Genomic DNA, 20,368 nt, shown 5'->3' with positions numbered 1-20,368 from the left:
TCCTGAATACGTCAACGACACTTTTGAGCTGAGACGTTTCAGCCGTTGCCCGGATAATCGCAGGCTAACGGATGAAACGTCGAGGTTCAGCATGACAAGCGCCGCCGCAGAGCAGGTCAGCCCGAAGACCCTGAGAAAAGTGATAGTCGCCGCCGCTATCGGCAATTTTGTCGAGTGGTTTGATTTTGCCGTCTACGGCTTTCTGGCAACGACCATCGCCCAGCAATTTTTCCCCAGTGGCGATGCGAGCGTCGCACTGCTGAAAACCTTCGCCGTGTTTGCCGTGGCCTTTGCGTTTCGGCCCCTGGGCGGGATTTTCTTTGGCATGCTGGGGGACCGGATTGGGCGCAAGCGCACCCTGGCGATGACAATCCTGCTGATGGCCGGCGCGACGACCCTGATCGGTTTGTTACCCACGTACGCGGCGATTGGTGTCATGGCCCCGGTGCTGTTGAGCCTGATCCGCTGCGCCCAAGGGTTTTCCGCCGGCGGTGAGTATGCGGGTGCCTGCGCCTATCTGATGGAGCATGCGCCTGATGACAGACGGGCCTGGTATGGCAGTTTCATCCCGGTGTCGACCTTCGCGGCGTTCGCCTCGGCGGCGGTGGTGGCTTACGCGCTCGAAGCGTCCTTGTCCGCTGAAGCCATGGGCAGTTGGGGCTGGCGCCTGCCGTTCCTGATTGCCGCGCCACTGGGGCTGGTAGGCCTGTATCTGCGCTGGAGGCTGGATGAAACGCCGGCTTTCCAGGCCGTGACCCAACAGCATGCGGTGGCACACTCCCCGCTCAGGGACACGTTTCGCGACCACGGCAAAGCCATCTGCTGCCTGGGCGCCTTCATCTCGCTGACGGCCCTGTCGTTCTACATGTTCACCACCTATTTTGCGACGTACCTGCAAGTTGCCGGCGGCCTGAGTCGGGCAACAGCGTTGCTGGTGTCGCTGATCGCCCTGATTTTTGCCGCGCTGATTTGCCCGCTGGCCGGGTTGTACTCAGACCGGGTGGGGCGACGGATGACCGTAGCGAGCGCCTGCGTGCTGTTGATTGTGGTGGTGTACCCAGCGTTTCTGATGGCCAGTTCCGGGTCGTTTGCCGCGTCTATCCTGGGCGTGTTGCTGCTGGCGATTGGCGCAGTCTTGTGCAACGTGGTCACCGCGGCATTGCTCTCGGAAACCTTCCCGACCCGCACTCGCTACACCGCGTCGGCGATCACCTACAACATGGCCTACACCCTGTTCGGCGGCACCGCGCCGCTGATGGCGACCTGGCTGATCAGCACCACCGGCAGCAATCTCTCGCCGGCGTTCTACCTGATCGCCATTGCCTTGCTGGCGCTCGCCGGCGGCCTGGCCCTGCGCGAGACTTCAAGGATTTCGCTTCACGATATTCCGACAGGCAACGTCTCCAGCAGCGCCTCCAAACTCATCGGTTTGGCAAAATAATACCCCTGGGCTTGCGTCGCTCCCATTTCGCGCAGCAAGTCCAGCGTCGCCTGGTCCTCGACGCCTTCGGCCACCACGCTCAGGTCCAGCGATTCGGCCATGCGCACAATCGCCCGCACGATCGCCCGGCTGCGCGGGCTGGAGGTGAGTTCGAGGATGAACGACTTATCAATCTTCAAGCCGCTGAATCGGTACTGGTGCACATAGCTCAGGGAGGAGAAACCGGCGCCGAAGTCATCGAGCACCACCGACATGCCGTTGTCGGCCAATTGCTGCATGGTCAGTCGGGCTATCGCCGGCTCCGCCACCAGCGCGCCTTCGGTCAGCTCCAGGCAGATGCGCGAAGGCGCGACCTGGTGGCGGGCCAGCAGGGCCAGGACATCACTGGCGAATTCCGGACGCGTCATGCTGTAGCTGGAGCAGTTAACGTGCACCGGCGGCCAGTTGGCGTGCTCCGGTTGGGCGAGGATCACCGCAATGCAATTGAGCATGTACAGGTCCAGGCGACCGATCAGGCGCAAGCCCTCGACATCCGGCAGGAACTCGCCCGGCCCGATTACCCGGCCCCCAGGCTGATGCCAGCGAATCAGCGCTTCAAGCGCCAGCAGTTCGCCGGTTGCGACGCTGACGATCGGCTGGAAATACGGCAGCAACTCATCGGTGCGCTTGAGCGCGTTGCGTAGCGCCCCTTCGCGCTCGACCTGGTCCGAGACTTCACGGCGCACTTCCTGGTTGAACACCGCAAAGCTGTCGCGCCCGGCACTCTTGACCCGGTACATAGCCGCATCGGCATCGCGCAGCAAGTCCGCCGGCTCGTGATGGAACTGACTGTCGGCGCTGACGATACCGATGCTGCAGGATGAAAACACCTCAAGGCCGTTGATGAAAAACGGCAGGTCGAACGCCACCAGGATCCGCTCGGCGATGTCGATCACCACTTCCAGCGGCGCGTCCGGTGCCAGCACCGAAAACTCGTCGCCGCCCAGGCGCGCCAGCAGGTCAGTTTCCCGCAGGCAACCCCGCAGGCGTTGCGCGGCCTGCATCAACAGCAGGTCGCCGAAGTGATGGCCGAGGCTGTCATTGACCATCTTGAACCGGTCGAGGTCGATGAACATCACCGCCAGATGCCCGCCTTCGCTGCCGAACCGCGACCAGGCCACGCCAAGACGCTGCTGCAGGCAAGTACGGTTGGGCAGCCCGGTCAGCGCGTCGTGCAGGTTCTCGTGCTGCAGCTTGGCATTGGCGTGATCAAGCTCACGGGTACGGTTCTGTACCCGGGCTTCAAGCTTGAGGTTGGCGGCATGGATCGCCTCGGCTGCCGTACGACGCGACAACGCCGTGTCGATATGCCGCGAGACGAACGTCAGCAGCTCCTGATCGCGCAGGGTATAGCGCACCTGCGAGGTATAGCTTTGCACCGCGAGCACACCCCGTACCACATCGCCATCGAACAACGGAATACCGAGCCACGAGTAGGAACGCATATGCGCCTCGGCGAGTTCGGTTTCATGGGTGGCGGACAGGCGCTCGGCCTCGGCCGAATCCACCAGGCATGGTCGCCGCTGGCGGATCACATACTCGGTCAAGCCCCGGCGCCCACGGCGTGCCAGCGGGCGGGTGGTCTGGCGCTCATCGACATAATAGGGAAAGGTGACTTCGCCGTTGGCGTCGTCGAACAGTGCGATGTAGAAGTTGTGGGCGAACAGCAGCTCACCGACGATGCCATGCAAGGTCTCGAACAGCTCGGTCATGTCCCCCGGCCGGCTCGACAGTTCGGCGATCTGGAACAGCGCGCTCTGCAGGTGTTCGGCGCGTTCGCGATCCGCCACTTCCTGGCGCAGCGCGTCGTTGAGTGCCGACAGCTCAAGGGTCCGGCGCATCACCGTCGCTTCCAGGTCCTCACGGTGCAGAATGCGGTCCAGCGCCATGGCCACGTGACGGGCCACCACCAGGAACAGCGCGCGGTCCTCAGCGCTGTAGGTGCGGGACACCTCGTAGACCTGCATGGCCAGCATGCCGAACACTTCATCAGAGGCATTTTTCAGCGGCGCGCCCATCCAGAACTCCGGACGGTCTCCCACGCAGTAGAAGCGACCTTCCTCCTGGGCCGCGAGCATGCCGGCCGCGTCGATCAGCAGCGGCTGGCCACTGGTCAACACTTGCCCGGTCAACGACAGGTGCGCGGGGTCCAGGTACTCGTAGTGTTCAGCCTCCACGGCATCCACATCGATGATGTCGACGTAGTACGGGTAGTCGATCTTGCCCGTGTGCGGGTCGTACAGCGCGAGATAGAAGTTCTCGGCGTCGATCAGGCTGGCCAGCAGCCGGTGCACCCCCACCAGGAACACGAAGCGGTCGCGGGTCGAACTGGCCAGGTAGGTGATTTCATAGAGCACTCGCTGGGTAATCTGCGCGCGCGCCAGGGTGTTGGTCTGCACCTCGATGCCCAGGCGCTGGGCAAACTCGGCCAGCGTCGGGTCGGCGGCATCATCCTGGGGCGCCAGTAACCACCCCAGGACCGTTTCGCCCCGGCCGGTTGACCAGCGGTGCAGGCGCCTGTTCAGGCAGAACGCTTCGAAGTCTTCGTTGCCAACGATGGCCGGCCAATGTTCCTGCGGCTCGCCCTGCCCGACCAGATGCAGTTGCTCACCGGCGCGGTAAACCGCCCAATGGCGGGTGTGGGCAGCGCTGCGCGCCGAATCGAGCAGTCGTTCTATCGCGTCATGCCCGCCCGCCGGAGCCCGGCTGAGCGGGTCTGCGGGGCGTGGCGGCTGAGCGGCATCGGCTGCGCGTTCGCTCGATGGCTGCGGGGAGCCGTGCAACGGATCAAAACTCATTAACGCTCCCTGGGCCAGAAACCTGGCGATACCCACCTACGGATTGCGAACAACGTGCCGGCGAGCATCCCGTTTAAGGCGTTTAGGAGTTTTTTTCAACCGATTTATTCGCTTTGCGCTCAAGTTCGACCTTTCCCGGTCCTGGAAGTACTCCAGCGCTTCAACCCAGCGACGAATCTTTCGCCACTATCGCGGTGCGAATACGACTCCCACGCGCTCGGCATACTGCAACCAGGCCGCCTTCAGACGCTGCACCGTCTCGGGTTGGCTGGCCGCCAGGTCCGTGGTTTCGCCGCGATCCTTAGCCACATCGAACAGTTGCCATTGCGGTGGTAGCCGGTTGTCGCCGAAACCTGCCTGGGGCCGCATACCCAATAACTTCAAGTTGCCTTCGCGGTAGTAAGCATTGCCGAACAGTTCGCCTGCCAGGTTATCGTTGAGGTGAGGGCTGCCCTTGCCCGCGAGCATGGGCACCAGTGACTTGCCAGTGATCGGATGCCTGCTCGCCTCTGCCTGCTCCGGCAGCGCGATGCCCGCCAGCGCCAGGAAGGTCGGCGCCAGGTCGTCCACCCGCGCCACACCGCGCTCGATTCCCTGGCGGGCCAGGCCCTTGGGCAACTGGACAATTGCCGGAACACTGATGCCTCCTTCGGCGGTGGTGCCTTTGAACAGGTGAAACGGAGCGGCACTGACTTCAGCCCAACGCAGGCCGTAGTCAATCTGCGAGCCCGGCTGCCCCAGGTTGGCGAAGCTGTTATCGGTGTGCGCTCCAGGCGGATAAAACTGCGCGTGATTCTCCGCTGCCGCGCCGTTGTCGGACATGAACACGATCAGGGTGTTGTCGTACTGGCCGCTTTGACGCAGGTATTGCACCAGGCGACCAATGTTGTGATCGAGGTTATCGACCATGGCGGCGTAGATTTCCATCTTGCGCGCTTCGACCTTCTGTTGTTCCGGGGTCAACTGGTCCCACCCCGGCAGCTTCGGGTTGACCGGTAGCGGCTGTGCTGGCTGGACCTCACTGGCGAGCACACCGAGTTTTTTCATACGCTCCAGACGCGACAGGCGGACACTGTCGTAGCCTTGGTCAAAACGTCCGCGGTATTTGTCCAGGTACTCTTTAGGCGCTTGCAACGGCCAGTGTGGCGCGGTGTAGGCGGCGTAGGCGAAAAACGGCTTGCCGTCCTTCTGGCTGTTTTGCAGGTAGCTGATCAGCTTGTCGGTGTAGAAGTCCGTGGAATAGAAGTTCGCCGGCAGCTCCACTGGCTGGCCATTTTCACGGTAATGCACCTGCTCGATTTTGCCTGGGTTGGTCGTCGCAGGCTTGAAGTGCGTCGCGCCGCCCTCCAACAAGGTGAAAGATTGCTCGAAGCCGCGCTGGTCCGGGCCCTGATCCGCTTCCAGACCCAGGTGCCATTTGCCGACCATCAGCGTGTTGTAGCCGCCGGTCTTGAGCAATTCGGCAACCGAATACGCCCGCTGGTTCAGGTAGCCCTCGTAGCCTGGCTTGCCCCGTTGGAACGGTTGCAGGGCTTCGGCCATGGTACCGAGCCCGGCCAGGTGGTTATCGGTGCCCGACATGAGCATGGAGCGCGTGATCGAACAGGTCGGCGCGGCGTACATGCTGGTGAACTGCAGGCCTTGACTGGCCAACTGATCCAGCGTCGGGGTCTGGATATCGCCGCCATAACTGCCCAGGTCGGAATAACCCAGGTCGTCGGCCAGAATCAGCAGGATATTGGGTTGCCTTGCCTCACCCGTGGCCGCCATGGCCAGGCCGCTACCCAGTGACAGCGCGCAAAAAAGTGCCGCCGGCGGCATCCGCAAAAGACCCATAAATCCTCTCTTATCGTGTTTGACCAACGTTGATTGATACCGCGGCTTACTCTTCGAAAATCGCCACCGCCCGCACGAATCCTGCCGAGGCGTGCCGGATCTTGTAGGGGAAGCAAGACACCACAAAACCCTTGTTCGGCAGGGTTTCCAGGTTGGCGAGTTTTTCCATTTGCCCGTAACCGATGTCTCGCCCGGCCTTGTGCCCTTCCCAGATGATGGCCGCGTCGCCGTCGGCTGCGAAGCGCTCGCGAGTGTATTTGAACGGCGCATCCCAGCTCCAGGCATCGGTGCCGACCACCCGCACTCCGCGCTCCAGCAAATACAAGGTGGCCTCGCGCCCCATGCCGATGCCGGCATCCAGGTAACCCGGCTGGCCGAACAGTGCACCGGCGCGGGTATTGACCAGCACGATATCCAGCGGCTGCAGCAAGTGCTCAATGCGCGCCAGTTCGGCGGCGACCTCGTCGGCCGTCACCACATGCCCATCGGCCATGTGCCGAAAGTCCAGCTTCACACCCGGTTGCAGGCACCAGTCCAGGGGTAATTCGTCGATGCCAAATGCCGGTTGGCCGCCATCGGTGGTGGATGCGTAATGCCAGGGCGCATCCATGTGCGTGCCGCTGTGCGTGGTGATTTGCAGGCGCTCTGCCGCCCAGGATTCGTTGCCGGGCATCTGCTCCAGTTGCAATCCGGGGAACATGGCAGCCATTTCCGGCCAACCCTGTTGATGGTCCATGTAGTCGATCCTGGGCAATAGCGGAGGCGGATCGGTGTAGGGATTGTTGTCGAGGGTGACCGACAGGTCGACGAGGCGACGTTCAGGCTTCATGAAGGGTCTCTCCGGTGAGCGGTAAGTGCCTGGGAGGCGCTGGATTGAGGGAATTGCGAATGAGCGCTGCTGCGTTGCCGTCATGGTTGAAACCGGCAGCACGGGCGAGCGGGGTTTTCAGCGGCGGCAGGCGCCCGAATAAAGCTTCCAGCCGGGCGTCGGCGGCGTAGGAAACAAGTTCGCGGCGTTCTTGCCCATAACTGGCCGCCAGGGCGTCAACCACCTGGGCGATGGACAGGTGCAACACCGGTAACTGCCACACCCGCTGACTCAGCAACGGGCCATCGATTTCGGCCGCGTGGATCAGGTTGTTCACGCAACAACGGGCCGACATCCACCAGGCCGTCGCCTCGGGCGATACCGGACACTCGTAGGCTGCACCGTCGGCAAATGCGCGCAGCAGATCGCTCATGAACGCCGAGCGCAAACCGTTGGGCTCCCGCGGGCGCGCCACGATTCCGGGCAGGCGCAGCACCCGACCGTCCACTTCGCCACGCCGGCCGAGGTCGCTGACCACACGCTCGACCATCGCCTTATGCGTGCCGTAGGACAATTGCGGGCGCAACTCGGCCTGCTCGTTCATCTTTGCCGGCAAATGGCCGCCGTACACCGCGACACTGCTGGCATACACCAGCACCGGCGGCACGGCCTTGTTGCGCAGCTGGTTGAGCAACTCCAGACTCGCCAGCAGGTTGACCTGATAGCCCAACTCGTACTGATCTTCCGCCGCCCCACCCGGAATGCTCGCCAGGTGAAACACCACATCGATGCCGTCGGCCAGCACACGGCGGATCAACGCCGCTTGCGTGATACTGCCGACATGACGGCGCAGCCGCGAATCATCCGGCAAGCCCTGCAGATCGGTATCCAGCACCAACAGGGAACGGATGACCCGCCCCCGCAGACTGCCCCGCGCCAGCAGGCAACGCACCAGCTCGCGGCCGACGAAGCCATTGGCTCCGGTAATCAACACACGCATATGGCGCTCCTCAACCCTGGGCTTCAATGACGCGCTGGTCGATCGCACCGAACAACGACTGACCTTCACTTCCCAGGACGTCCATGCGCACGCGGTCACCAAAGCGCATGAAGCCGGTTCGCGCAGCGCCGTGCTCGATCATCTCGATCGCGCGACGCTCGGCAATGCAGGCCGAACCGGCACTGCGCTCGGCATTGGATACCGTCCCCGAGCCGATCAGCGTGCCGGCGCGCAGCCGTCGAGTGAGTGCGGCATGGGCGATCAACTCGCCGAAGTTGAAGTTCATCTGTCCGCCGTGGGGGTGGCCAAACCACTGGCCGTTCCACAGCACGTGCAGCGGCAGCTGTACGCGACCCTCGCACCAGGCCTCACCCAGCTCGTCCGGGGTAATGGCCAGTGGCGCGAAGCTGGAGGACGGCTTGGCCTGCAGAAAGCCGAAACCAGTGCGCATTTCCCGTGGGGCCAGGGCCCGCAGGCTGACATCGTTGATCTGCAGAATCAGCTTTACATGCGTAAGCGCCTGACCCGCCCCGCACCCCATCGGCACATCGTCCACCAGCACCACAAACTCGCCTTCGAAGTCGATACCCTGGCTCTCGCTCGGCAACGGAATATCGTCGCGCCCGCCAATGAAATCGTCACCGGCCCCCTGGTACATCAGGGGCGTGCGGTCGGCGCCGTCGATGGGCTCGAGGTTGAACGCCTTCTGCATCAGCTCGCCGTGGCTCAGGAACGCCGAGCCGTCGCACCACTGGTAGGCGCGGGGCAGCGGCGCCATGGCCTGGGCGGGGTCGAAGGCGACCGCGGTACTGCGTTCACCTTGCTCAAGCTGACGGGCCAGCGCCTGCAGGCGGGGTTCGACGCTGTCCCAGTTCTCGATGGCCTGCTGCAAGGTGTGCGCGACGCAGCTGGCGTCCAGTGCCCATTGGTGATCCTGCGAGACCACAACCAGTTGCCCGTCGCGGCTGCCGTTTTTCAGGGTGGCGAGTCTCATGCAGAAGCCTCCGGGCCGTTGCGCAGTTCTGCAGCGAAGCGCCCGTCAAGAAGAATGAAGACCATGCGAGCCATGGCGTTGGTACGGTTGCTCCAGGCGTGGTTGGTGCCTCGTTGCACCACGGCATCGCCGCGCTTGAGGTGCACTTCTTCCTCGTCCAGCACCAGCCACACCTCCCCCTCGGTCACGATGCCGTAGTCGAGGGTTTCGGTGCGGTGCATCAGTTTGTGCCGGGCATTGGCCTGGCCAGTGCCTGCGTGGGACTCACCGATTTCGGCAAACACTGCCGCCGCGTTTTCATCGCTGACCTGGTTCTGCACGCTGTCCGGCGGGATGTCTACCACGCGGATCACGCTGCCGTGCGGGTCGGGACTCAGTTGCAGCGGCTTGCTCGTGGGGTCGTCGGCGTTATCCAGCAACGCCGGGCTGGCGCTGCTGTTCCACAGTTCATGAAACACCGTGCCGGGCACGGCCAGCAGCGGAAAGACACTGGGCGTAGGCCCGTTGCTGACCACGATGGCCTGGCCGTCTGCTGCGTGGCCGGTGACCACGCGTTTGAAGTGGGGAAGCGCTTGCATGGAAAATCCTCGTTCAATGGCCGTTGCCAATGGTGTTGCGCACGTCCGCGTTGGCGCTGGCCAACAGGCCACCCAACCTGGGCACCGCCAGGCAAAACAGCGCGATCAGAATCTGCAGCCAACCGACGATGGCCAATGCCTGGGGTAACGCTGAGCTGTCGCCAGTGGTAATGCCCAGCACCGCCAACGGGCTGATGAATTCACCGGCGAAAATTGCCGCGGTAAAACAGCCGGCCGCGCGGCCACGTTGATCAAACCCGACCTGGGCCATGATCCAGGTGATGAGGGTGGGCAGCATCAGGCCGATTCCCAGGCCATTGACCAGCACCGCCACCACCACCTGCGCATGGCTGCCGGCGTTCGCCATCAGCAAGCCGCCGACACCCGCCAGCACATAGGCAATCAGCAGCAAATGCTGGCTGCGCACGCCGCTGAATAAACGAAAGCTCAGCGCACCGACCAGTACGCCCAGCTGATTGGCGCCCATGGTCATGCCGATTTGCTGCGGGGCGTCGACGTGCAGCAGGTTGAGCAGATACCCGGCCTGTACCGGTACGATAAACAGGCTGAGACCGGCCAGCAGCGCCAGGGCATACATGGGCGTGAGGGCACGCCATGGGAACTTGCCCGGGACGATGCTCGCCTGGGCTTGCTCGGTGCGCGCCAGGGGTTGGGCTTGAGCTTGGGGCTCCCAGAGTTTCCACGCCATCAACGGCAGAAAGATCAAGCCCACGGCATACAGCGCGAATGGGGTACGCCAGTCGTTCTGCCCGAGGAAGCCACCCAGGGCGATAAACACCGCAGCGGACAGCGACGTGGCGACCATCTGCAAGGCAAACAGGCGCTCGCGCCTGGCCCCGCTGTAGTAGTCGCCCATCAGCGTGGTGCAGCAGGTCATGATGCCCGCTTCGGCCAGGCCGATACCGGCGCGACTGGCCACAATGGCGGGCAACGACTCGAGCCACAGCGGCAGCACCCCGCATATCACGTACAGCGCCATACTCACCAACAGCAGTGGCTTGCGCCCAAGGCGGTCAGCGAGCAGGCCGGCAAACGGTGCCAACAGGGCGATCACCAGCGCCGGCAACGTCAGCACGATCGGCACCATGACAGCGCTGCCCGCCACATCGGCAAAGTGCGCCTGCATCCGCGGCAGCACCGGGGCCAGCAACACCGCCCCCAATACGGGCAGGCAGCTGCCCAGCAGCAGGAGCGAGGATTGCGGCAAGCCGGCGTGCCGAGGGGTGTTGGAGACAGAATGTTCAGCGACCATGGCAAGGCTCCTCGGCGCGCAGGTGATTAACGTCAGCCACTGGAAGTTTTGCGGCGCTCGTACTCACCGGCACGCCGGCATTGGCTGCAGCGCTGCGCGCGGGCAACAGGAAGTACGCCAGCGCCGGCAACAACACCAGGGCCCCCACCATGTTCCAGACGAACATGAAGGCCAGCAGCACGCCCATGTCGGCCTGGAACTTGATCGGGGAAAAAATCCAGGTGGCCACGCCAATGGCCAGGGTGATACCGGTCAGCATCACCACCTTGCCGGTGGAAACCAGTGCCCGGTAATAGGCTTCGGACAAGCTCGCGCCCTGGCGCAGGTGACCCAGCAGAATGCTCATCACATACAACGCGTAGTCCACGCCAATGCCGACACCCAAGGCGATCACAGGCAACGTGGCGACCTTGACGCCGATGTTCAGCCAGACCATCAACGCCTCGCAGAGAATCGAGGTCACCATCAACGGGATCACCGCGCACACCGTCGCACGCCAGGAGCGGAAGGTAATCAGGCACAACACGATCACCGCGCCGTACACCCAGAACAGCATTTCGCGATTGGCCTGCTTGACCACGATATTGGTGGCGGCCTCGATGCCGGCGTTACCTGCGGCCAGCAGGAACTGCACCTCATCGGTGTTATTGGCGGCGGCAAATGCCTCCACATGCTCAACCAGGCGCGTGAGCGTCTCCGCCTTGTGGTCCGTGAGGTAGGCATACAGGGTCAGCAGGCTGCAGTCTTCGTTGTACAGGCCACGGGGCGCGCTGGCGGTGATCATGTTGAGCATCGCCTGGTTGTTCTGCAGCTCATACCACTTCGGGCTGCCTTCACTCAGGCCCACCAGCATGCGGCGGTTGAGCAAGGCCAGCGAGTTGGTCGAATCCACCCCTGGCAACGCGCGCAATTGCCAGTCCAGGGCATCGACCTTGGCGAGGATGTCGTAGCGCGCACATTGGCCGGCGGGCGTTTTCACCATGACTGCAAACAGATCACTGCTGGCGCCGTAGTGCCGGGTGAGAAAGGCGTCGTCCTGGTTGTACCGCGAGTCGGCCCGCAGCTCCGGCGCACCTGCATCAAGGTCGCCAATCTTCAGCTGCAGGCTGACCAGAAAACCCACTGCTGCCAGGGCCAGGCTAATGGCGATGCACAGGGTCGCCCAGCGGCGCCGGGTGAACAGGTCGAGAAAGCGCCAGAAGGCATGGCGACGCTGGCCAGCCTGTTCGGCTTGTTCACTTTTGAGGCTCAGCTGCGCCGCCCGGGGCGTGACGCCGACATACGACAGCAACACCGGTAGCAGGATCAGGTTGGTGAAGATCAGCACGGCCACGCCAATACTGGCGATCACCGCCAGGTCCTGGATGACCTGGATCTTGATCAGCATCAGCACCGCAAACCCCACCGCATCGCACAGCAGCGCGGTCAGCCCTGCCAGGAACAGGCGTCGAAAGGTGAACCGCGCCGCCACCACCCGGTGCATGCCGCGGCCGATGTCCTGCATGATCCCGTTCATTTTCTGCGCGCCATGGCTCATGCCGATGGCGAACACCAGAAACGGCACCAGCACCGAGTACGGGTCCAGCTGGTAATTCAACAGCGGCAGCAAGCCTAGCTGCCAGACCACCGCCACCAGGGAGCACAACACCACCAGCAAGGTGCTGCGCAGGCAGCGGGTGTACCAGAACAGTACGGCGGTGGTGATGAGGATGGCGACGGCAAAGAACAGCAAAATCTGCTTCAGGCCGGCAATCAGGTCGCCGACTTTTTTCGCGAAACCGGTGATATGGATGTCGATGCTATCGCTTTGGTAAGTGCTGCGCAGCGACTCCAGCTGCTCGGACAGGGTCGAGTAATTGAGCGCCTGACCGTCGCTGGTGTTGGCCAACAAGGGCACGTAAATGATGCTGGAGGTCTGGTCCAGGGCCACCAGTTGCCCCAGTTCATTGGAGCGCTGCACGTTGCGTCGCAGTGCTTCAAGGTTGGCTTGCGTGCCACTGTAGTCATCAGGAATCACTGGCCCGCCATCCAGGCCGTCCTCAGTGACCGCCACCCAGCGAGTGGCCGGCGTCCATAAGGACTTCATGTACGCACGGTCGACACCTGGCAGCAGGTAGAGCTTGTCGCTCAAGGCCTGCAGGGTCTTGAGGTACTCGGCGTTGTAGATATCGCCCTGACGGTTGGCCACGACGATGCGCAGCGCATTGCCCAGGCCACTGAGCTGTTTCTGGTGCTCAAGGTAATTGGCAATGTACGGCTGCTCGGTCGGGATCATTTTTTCGAAGCTGGCGTTCAACTCGATACGCGTGGCCTGATAACCCAAGACCAGCGTGGTGACCACACACACCAGCAGCACCCACAACCGATGGTTGAACAAGGCGCGTTCCACCATCGAGCCGGAGCGCGGATCGAAATTCGCCAGGCTTGCCGTGGCGTTGTCGAAAGACTTCATAACCTCACTCCGAAGCAATGGCAGATGGTGGCGATACGCGAGTCAAACCGGTGAAACCTGCCAGCACCAGGCTGCCGTCGGCAGCCTGGACCACGCTGGCGACCGGTTTGCCCAGTGGCTTGCCATAAGGCACCAGCGGCGCACCTGGCCGGGCACCGGTGCGAAACAGCGCGCCGCCCTGATTCACCAGCAGCAACTGGCCATCGGCGGTGCGAATCGCATCGCTGAAAGAAACCGGCATTGGCGCGGGCGCAGGTTGGAAGCTGTCGCCGAAGTCGGTCGAGATGAACGCGTTACCCTTGAGCCCGGCCGCCAGCGCAGTGCCGTCCTGGCTGATTTGCAGGGCGAAAAAACTCCCGGGGTACGGGCTGTCCAGGGCGGCGAAGGTGTTGCCGCCATCGTCCGAGCGAGCCAGGTAACCCTGCTCCCCGGCGATCAGCCAGCGCTCGCCCTGGCGTGCAATGGCGTAGAGGTGCGCGCCCATCGGATTGTCGATGTGGCCGACCAGCGACTGCCAGCTGCGCCCACCGTCACGAGTCGCAAAGGCCAGGCCATAGGCGCCGACGATCACGACGTGCTGTTGATCGACGACATTGAGGGCCAGGAACGGTTTGTCCGGCCCGTCACTCACCAGGCGTTCTGCCGTTTGCACTCTTGCAGCAGCGGCGTCCTGGTCGGTTGCACCGGGCAGGTCGTCGCGGGCCGCTTGCACCTCAAGTTGCGCGGCACGGCGCCCGTCCAGTTGCACCGCCCAGTGCTCGCCACCGTCATGGGAAACCAGCACCACACCGGCATGCCCTACCGCCCAGCCGTTACTGGCATCGGCGAACTGCACCGCCGTGAGGCTCACCGAGACCGGTACTTCGGCCTGACGCCAGCTGCCGCCGTTATCGTCGGAAAGCAGCACGATGCCCCGCTCGCCGACCGCCACCAGGCGCTCGCCCGCCCGGGCCAGGTCCAGCAGCACGGCGTGCTGTGCCTGGGGCGAACGCATCGCCGGGGTGCTCAAGGTGTCGCCCACCGTAGCGGCCTGCACCTGGCCCAACGGACACAGACACGGCAGCGCCAGAAGGCACATCAACCCGATTCTATTCATCACTGACCTCGAAAAACCTGTGAACCGGATCACGGTTGACCCCACCGTGATCCGGTCTGACTCAGCGAACCCCGGCACCCGCCATTGCCGCTGGCGAAAACTCCGAAGCCTTGTACCGATCCACCAAGCCGTACTGTTGCGGCAGACCGGTGTAGACGTTCTGGATGAACCAGGCGCCGGAGGTCAGGTCGTAGAAACCCGAGGACAGTTGCGCCTGCGCCGGCAAATCCGGGAGCACGGCGGGCAGCGACCAAAGCGTCTTGGCCAGTTGGCCATTGGCGTCCCAGCGATCGCCCAGCATCGCTTGCCAGGTGTCTTCATCGAGGTAATAGCGGCCCTTGGGCAACTGGTGACGCTTGCCCGGTGCCAGATCGGCTTCAACCACCCACACCCGGTGCAGTTCCCAGCGCACGAAGTCGGGGTTCATGTGGTGAGCAAGAAACAGGTCTTCGGGTTTGGCTGCGGTTTGTACCTTGTTGGTGTTGTAGGGGATGTACATCTCCTGCTTGCCCACCAGCTTCCAGTCAAAACGGTCCATGCGGCCCTGGAACACGCTCAGTTCGTCGAACGACATGACCCCTGCAGTCGCCGGTGTCGGCGTATCGCAGCAGGCATTGGGCAGCTTGCGCACCCGACGCTGGCCCGTCAGGTAGACGTGGGCCTGGGACTTGTCGCCGTTGATGTTGGTGCGCCCCATGATTTGCTCGCCGGCACGCAACGGTGGCCCGACGTTGAGCAGGCGAAACAGCCAATAGTCGCCGGCGAAAGTTTCAGGCGAACCGTCCTGGTAGTAGTACGGCATCTCCTGGATCGCCTGGCCGTCGGTGGTCATCACCTGCTTGCCGTCGGCGGTCATCAGGTAGTGACGAAAATGCATCGACAACGAGGTGCCGCGCCAGTTGAGCAAGTGGTTCCACATGGCCTCTGCGCCGTTGTGTGGCACAGGGAACGGGATGCCGCCAAAAGCGCCTTCAGGCACCGGCCCGGCGCTGCTCTGTACCAGCTTGGCGCGGGTCGCATTTTTCAGCGTGTTGTCATACACCCACTGCGGGGCTGCTGCCGACCGGCGAGTCGGGTAGACGTCGACGCGATAGGTGTCGGGGAAACGCTTGAACATTTCCTTGGTGCCGTCGGTGAGCTTGCCGGCGTATTGCGCAAGGTTCTTGGAGGTGATGCTGAACACCGGTTTGTCCGCGGCAAAGGGATCGCTGCGTTTACCACCGGGTTTGTACGAAGGATCGACCTTGGTGTAACCGCCGTCCCAGGCCGGAATGGTGCCATCGGCGTTGCCGGCCCGTTCTGCACCCATGGGCGTCAGGGTCGTGCCCAATTTGGCCGCTTCATCGGCCGTGGCGGCCACGGCCCACTGGCTGCAGATAGCCAGGCTGCCAAGCAGCGCGAAACACAGGGCCTTGAGCTTGAATGCCGGATTGTTTTTGTTGGAGGTCATGCGCAAGTCCTCTTAAAACGTGGTCTTGACGGAAAAGGCCAGGTAATCCCGATCCTTCAGCGATTGCTTGTAATTGAACTGGCTGAGCGCATTGAGGTTGGTGTCCTCGGCGCCGTAGTAATGCGTGTAGGTCAGACCCGCAGTGACGCGATCCAGGTAAGTGGCGGTGATGCCGATGTTGATGTCGCCGCCGTTGTCCGGGCCAAACGAGCTGACCACCGCCGACTTGCCCAGGGGGAAGTAGCTGACGCCCAGCGGAATGCTGATATCGATGCCGGAGAACAGTTGGCGATAGGTCGGGGTGTAGACCATCTTGAATCCAAGCCCGTCATCCGTGGCATTCGGGTCCAGGGCGGCGCGGTTTTTCGTGACATTGAGCAGGCGATTCCAGGCGATTTCGCCGACAAACCCCGACTCCCGCGCCAGGAAGTTCGGCCCGAACGAAGCCAGCACGTTGAGGTTGACGTGGGCAGTGCGTCCAACGGCGTACAGCGCGTCGTCATCGTTGTCAGCCACCACACCCGGCAGCACGGTTTGCCCGTTGGACACCAGCGGCATGTTCCAGCGCATCGACGCTTCACCGGCGAAGCTGTATTCATCCATGGTGGTGGAGAAACTCGCCCCCAGGGCGCGAATGTCTTCGGGGTAGACCCAGTAGTACTCACCGATTTGCCCGGTGGCGAAATTCGGTGCGCCGGTGGATGGCTTGAGATACAGCTTGGGCGTCTTGTCGTGGTACTGGATCGCGTACAGGCCGTATTCAACGGTTTCGGCGCTGTATTTCAACTGCAGGCCGCCCTGCCCCGAACTGCGCGCTTCCTTGTCATTGCCGTGGAAAAACGCCGCCGGACTGCTGGGATTCCCACCCAGGAATGCGGGGAACGGCGCGCCGACGATCAGGCGTTCATTGCCTTCGCCAATGGTGTCACTGGTGGAGAAGTAGCTGCCGGCTCCGGGCAGGCGCGTCTGCTCCCATTCGAGCTGGTAGAAGGCGCCGAGCGACACGTCGTCGGTCAGCTGGAAAGTCCCCGACAGCTGGTTGACCGGGCGAGTGATTTCCTTGAACTGCGTGTTGGGCACCGACTGCGCTTTCACCACGTCCACCGGGGCCATACCGCCGGCAATACCGTTGGCGCCGAAGAACAGGCTCTCACCCCAGATCAGCCCGTGACGACCGGCCCGCACGGAGGTGGCGCGCTCGGCGACTTCGCCGTTCCAGTACACAAACGCATCGAGCAATTCGCCGTCGCCGCCATGCAGGTGCCGGGTGTCATCGGTGAACTCGTCGTACGCTACCGAGCGCTGGTTGGCACGCGCCGGGTCATCGTTGTCATTGTCGTGCTGGTACTCGGTGTCGTACCACGCCGCGCCACTCAACCGTGCGCCGAAACTCTGGAAGGACAGGTCCAGCTCGGAAAGAATGTCGGTCCGGTTGGAGATCAGGCCCTTGTTGAACGCCCGGTCGCCATCGTCCTGATTGAGCGCAACCTGGCCTTGGGTCAGCTTGCTGCTGGGGTTCTGGGTGCGCCATGCTGCGCTGTACTTGACCGTATTATCCCAGCGTAATTTGAAATCGGGATTGCCGGTGTCGACCTGAAAGGCATGCGCCGCCTGGCTGCACAGCACCAGGGCCGCGGCCAAACTGAAACCAAAGGGTGCAGACGAGCTGACCTGGCGGCGCGCGAGCGCCGCAGTCTTGGAACTAACCATCGCGTTAACCTCTTGTTTTTATAGTGGTAACTGCTGTGGAAGAACGGCTGGATGGAATCAGATCGGCTCGGCCGTTCGCGAGAGCATCTGCTTGACCAGGCCGATGCGATCGAACTCGCGGTCGTGCTGCATCTCTTTGTCGCCGGCCAGCACCGAGCTTTCGCTGATGTACTTGCAGCGCTCGAACCGGCGTTGCATGAAGCGCTGCAGCTGCTGCTCGACGCCTGCATCGGTGGTCAGCTCTTCACTGAGCACGATGGCGTCTTCGATCGCCATGCCCGCGCCCTGGCCCAGGTGCGGCGTGGTGGCGTGGGCAGCGTCACCGATCAGCAGCACTCGACCGCGATACCAGGGCTCGTTGACGAAGACCACTTCCATGGGTTTGTAGACCACCTGGCTGCTGTCGGTGATCTGCTCGCGCAGCTCGCCGATCAGCCCGGTGAAACCCTTGAGGCGCTCACGCATCTGCTCGGCCATGGTGGCGGGCGCCATCCATGGATTGGACGGCTCGTGAGAGGTCAGGAACATGTACATCAGGTTGCCCGCCAGCGGCACCAGCCCGGCATTGCCGGCGGCACTCTGGTAGTTGGCCAGGTGATCGATCTGCGGGTCGCGCGGAAAGTTGTAGCGCCACACCGCCTGACCGGTAAAACGCGGCGTGTAGGTGTCGCCAAACACCAGCTGGCGCACCTTGGAGAACAGGCCGTCGGCGCCGACTACCAGGTCATAAACCCCGCGACTGTCGTCGGTAAACAGCACCTCTACATGGTCACCCTGATCCTCCAGGGACTCCACGCTGAGCCCCAGGCGCACCTTGGCGCCAAGCTCAAGGGCGGTTTCACTGAGCACCTTGTGCAGCGCCAGGCGCGAGATACCAACGTTGGCCGGGTATTGCGGCCCCGCCAGGCGCTGGCCCGGAATGCGCGCCAGCTGCTGGCCGGCCGGGCCGTAGATGGCCACATCTTCGAAAGCAAAAGCCGCATCGAGGTAGCCGTCCAGCACCCCCAACTTGGCCATCTCGCGGACCACGTTGCTCTGCTGGATAATCCCGACGCCGTACACCGTCCACTCGGATTTGAGTTCGATCAAATCCACGGCAATCCCTTTGCGGCGCAGCGCGATGGCCGTACACAAACCGCCTATACCACCGCCCACGATCAGAACGTTGTTCACTGCACTCATGGCATTCTCACTTCTTATTCTTGTGATTCGATGCAGCGTCGGGCACTGCGTCGTTGGGTCCAGCTTCCCGGCAAACCAGGGATTTGACTAATCGCGAGTAAGGATGCGATGTATCGCCGTACGCGATACCTCGATCTGTCCCCGCTACGCTGTGCAGCCTGGTGTTTTCAACACCAGCCAGCCCTCCTCCACACTGCACGCTAGTGCCTCCAGTTTCTGGCCCAGGCACGGGCCGTAGACGCATTCGCCGGTCTGCGGAAGAAACTGCGCGCCGTGGGCGTAACACACGATCAACTGGCCGTCGGCACTGAGAAAGCGGTCTTTGCGGTACTCCATGCGCACGTCCAGATGCGGACAACTGTTGCGATAAACCCGCAGCTGTCCCTGATGCCGCACGGCGAACACGCTGTCCTTGCCGCACTGCCATGGATCAAACCCGCGCGCCTGCCCTTCCTCCAGTTCATCCGCGCGGCATAACCCAATCGCGCGCGGGTTCATCGCTCAAACCCGCCTTCAACCGAGCTTGGGTGGCGGGCCACCGGGCGCCCATTTCTCTTTCGAGTTGAACAGGAACAACTGCGAGTTATCCGCCGACAGCGGCGCGCGGCGCGCCTCCCAGGCGTCATCGTGCTTGTCCATGTCGGCGTCGTATTCGATGTGGCAACCCAGCGGGCTGTTGAAGTACCAGAACCAGTTGGAGCCAAACAGGTGCCGGCCCGGGCCCCAGAAACTGGTCCAGCCTTTTTGCTCGAAGCGGGTGCCGGCCAACAGCACTTCGGTGCCGCTGCCCATGTGGAAGGTGAAGTGTTCGCAACCTTTCATGTGCGGCGGGGTCTGGATCATGAACAGGCAATGATGATCATCAGAACCGGCCGGGCGCATGAACGGCCCGGCACCGATGAAGGTGTCGGTGGTCTTGAAACCCAGGCGCTCGGCGTAGAACGCCTCGGCCTTGGCCGCGTCCGGAACGAAATACACCACATGGGACAACGTGCGCGGCGCCGCGCTCATGTCGAGGGTGATCCCCGGCTGGTTGAGAGGTCGCTGCGGCGCGTGGCCGGCGGCATTGGTCAGGTCGTCCGGGGCGGTATACGCCCTGCGCACCGTGACTTGGAAGGCGATGGCAAAGCCCATGTCATCGACACTGTGCAGCACGCCATCGGGGCTGCGGCTGACCTGGCGATCCCGGGCCAGTTCGTCTTCGATCGCGTCGAGGTCAGCGCTGCTGGCGACACCGTATACGGTTTCGCGAATTGACGGCGCCGGGCCGATGGCCGCCGGCAGCCCGGGGTCGTCGGCTCGGCGAATGATCACGGCAGTGCCGTCCAGTGCTTCAAACCGCCCGCCCTCACTGCTCACGGCAACCGGCTCAAGGCCGTAGTCACGCAGGCAATCGGTACAGGCTTGGATGTCATCGACGCCAAAAATCAGGGCATCAAGGCCAATGATGTTCATGGCAACCACTCCATTGAAATTATGATCCGGGAACGGCAGCTGAACGCTCAGCGTCAGGATCAGCGTGGCAACGAACCCGGTGGTGGTGTCGGCTCAAGGCCCGACTGCGGCGAAGATTGACTGGACCCTGGGCAGCTGACTAATCGCATGTCGGGATGCGACCTATCGGCAAACGCGATACCTGATGCAACGGCAGATCGACTTGAGGCAGGCTTGACGCGGCACTGTATTCGTCCGAATGTATCGCGAAAATAAA

15 protein-coding genes are annotated in these 20,368 nt (G+C 62.9%); 1 reads left to right on the top strand and 14 read right to left on the bottom strand.

Annotated elements, in window-relative coordinates:
- Positions 1-91: 91 nt before the first annotated feature.
- Positions 92-1,441, top strand: a complete 1,350-nt coding sequence (locus UB23_RS12360) for an MFS transporter (RefSeq protein WP_045059589.1) — start codon at positions 92-94, stop codon at positions 1,439-1,441.
- On the opposite strand, the gene UB23_RS12355 is transcribed toward UB23_RS12360, so the two are convergent.
- From UB23_RS12355 to UB23_RS12290, 14 genes are all read right to left on the bottom strand, one after another.
- A complete protein-coding gene (locus UB23_RS12355) occupies positions 1,378-4,278 on the bottom strand; it encodes a bifunctional diguanylate cyclase/phosphodiesterase (RefSeq protein WP_045059588.1) in 2,901 nt (966 codons plus the stop codon). The genes UB23_RS12360 and UB23_RS12355 overlap by 64 nt on opposite strands.
- A 186-nt stretch (positions 4,279-4,464) precedes the next feature.
- Positions 4,465-6,114 carry an arylsulfatase gene (locus UB23_RS12350; protein WP_045059587.1) on the bottom strand — a complete coding sequence of 550 codons (1,650 nt, stop codon included), beginning with the start codon at positions 6,112-6,114 and terminating at the stop codon, positions 4,465-4,467.
- Between the two features lie 46 nt (positions 6,115-6,160).
- Complete coding sequence (locus UB23_RS12345; protein ID WP_045059586.1) at positions 6,161-6,943, bottom strand: cyclase family protein; 783 nt, start codon at positions 6,941-6,943, stop codon at positions 6,161-6,163.
- Entirely contained in the window at positions 6,933-7,922 is a 990-nt protein-coding gene (locus UB23_RS12340) for an NAD-dependent epimerase/dehydratase family protein (protein WP_045059585.1), read from the bottom strand. The genes UB23_RS12345 and UB23_RS12340 overlap by 11 nt, the downstream gene beginning before the upstream one ends.
- Positions 7,923-7,932: 10 nt before the next feature.
- A complete protein-coding gene (locus tag UB23_RS12335) occupies positions 7,933-8,916 on the bottom strand; it encodes a fumarylacetoacetate hydrolase family protein (RefSeq protein WP_045059584.1) in 984 nt (327 codons plus the stop codon).
- Positions 8,913-9,494, bottom strand: a complete 582-nt coding sequence (locus UB23_RS12330; protein ID WP_045059583.1) for a cupin domain-containing protein — start codon at positions 9,492-9,494, stop codon at positions 8,913-8,915. The genes UB23_RS12335 and UB23_RS12330 overlap by 4 nt, the downstream gene beginning before the upstream one ends.
- Positions 9,495-9,507: 13 nt before the next feature.
- Positions 9,508-10,767 carry an MFS transporter gene (locus UB23_RS12325; RefSeq protein WP_045059582.1) on the bottom strand — a complete coding sequence of 420 codons (1,260 nt, stop codon included), beginning with the start codon at positions 10,765-10,767 and terminating at the stop codon, positions 9,508-9,510.
- Entirely contained in the window at positions 10,757-13,219 is a 2,463-nt protein-coding gene (locus tag UB23_RS12320) for an efflux RND transporter permease subunit (RefSeq protein WP_045059581.1), read from the bottom strand. The genes UB23_RS12325 and UB23_RS12320 overlap by 11 nt, the downstream gene beginning before the upstream one ends.
- Positions 13,220-13,223: 4 nt before the next feature.
- A complete protein-coding gene (locus tag UB23_RS12315) occupies positions 13,224-14,315 on the bottom strand; it encodes a WD40/YVTN/BNR-like repeat-containing protein (RefSeq protein ID WP_045059580.1) in 1,092 nt (363 codons plus the stop codon).
- Positions 14,316-14,376: 61 nt separating this feature from the next.
- Positions 14,377-15,765 (bottom strand): DUF1329 domain-containing protein, encoded by a 1,389-nt coding sequence (locus UB23_RS12310; protein WP_045059579.1) that lies wholly within the window; start codon positions 15,763-15,765, stop codon positions 14,377-14,379.
- Between the two features lie 12 nt (positions 15,766-15,777).
- Positions 15,778-17,475, bottom strand: a complete 1,698-nt coding sequence (locus UB23_RS12305; protein ID WP_045059578.1) for a DUF1302 domain-containing protein — start codon at positions 17,473-17,475, stop codon at positions 15,778-15,780.
- Between the two features lie 57 nt (positions 17,476-17,532).
- Positions 17,533-18,657: an FAD-dependent oxidoreductase gene (locus tag UB23_RS12300; protein WP_045059577.1), complete on the bottom strand. Its 1,125-nt coding sequence runs from the start codon at positions 18,655-18,657 to the stop codon at positions 17,533-17,535.
- Positions 18,658-18,801: 144 nt separating this feature from the next.
- Positions 18,802-19,155, bottom strand: coding sequence for a Rieske (2Fe-2S) protein (locus tag UB23_RS12295; RefSeq protein WP_045059576.1), 354 nt, complete (start codon positions 19,153-19,155; stop codon positions 18,802-18,804).
- Positions 19,156-19,170: 15 nt separating this feature from the next.
- On the bottom strand, positions 19,171-20,112 hold the full coding sequence (locus tag UB23_RS12290; protein ID WP_045059575.1) for a VOC family protein: 942 nt from the start codon (positions 20,110-20,112) through the stop codon (positions 19,171-19,173).
- Positions 20,113-20,368: the final 256 nt, after the last annotated feature.

The sequence above is a fragment of the Pseudomonas sp. ES3-33 genome, assembly GCF_000952175.1.
In the GTDB taxonomy this organism is placed as follows: domain Bacteria; phylum Pseudomonadota; class Gammaproteobacteria; order Pseudomonadales; family Pseudomonadaceae; genus Aquipseudomonas; species Aquipseudomonas gregormendelii.
The sequence above is the reverse complement of the archived record's forward strand: the minus strand, read 5'-3'. Positions and strand labels throughout refer to the sequence as shown.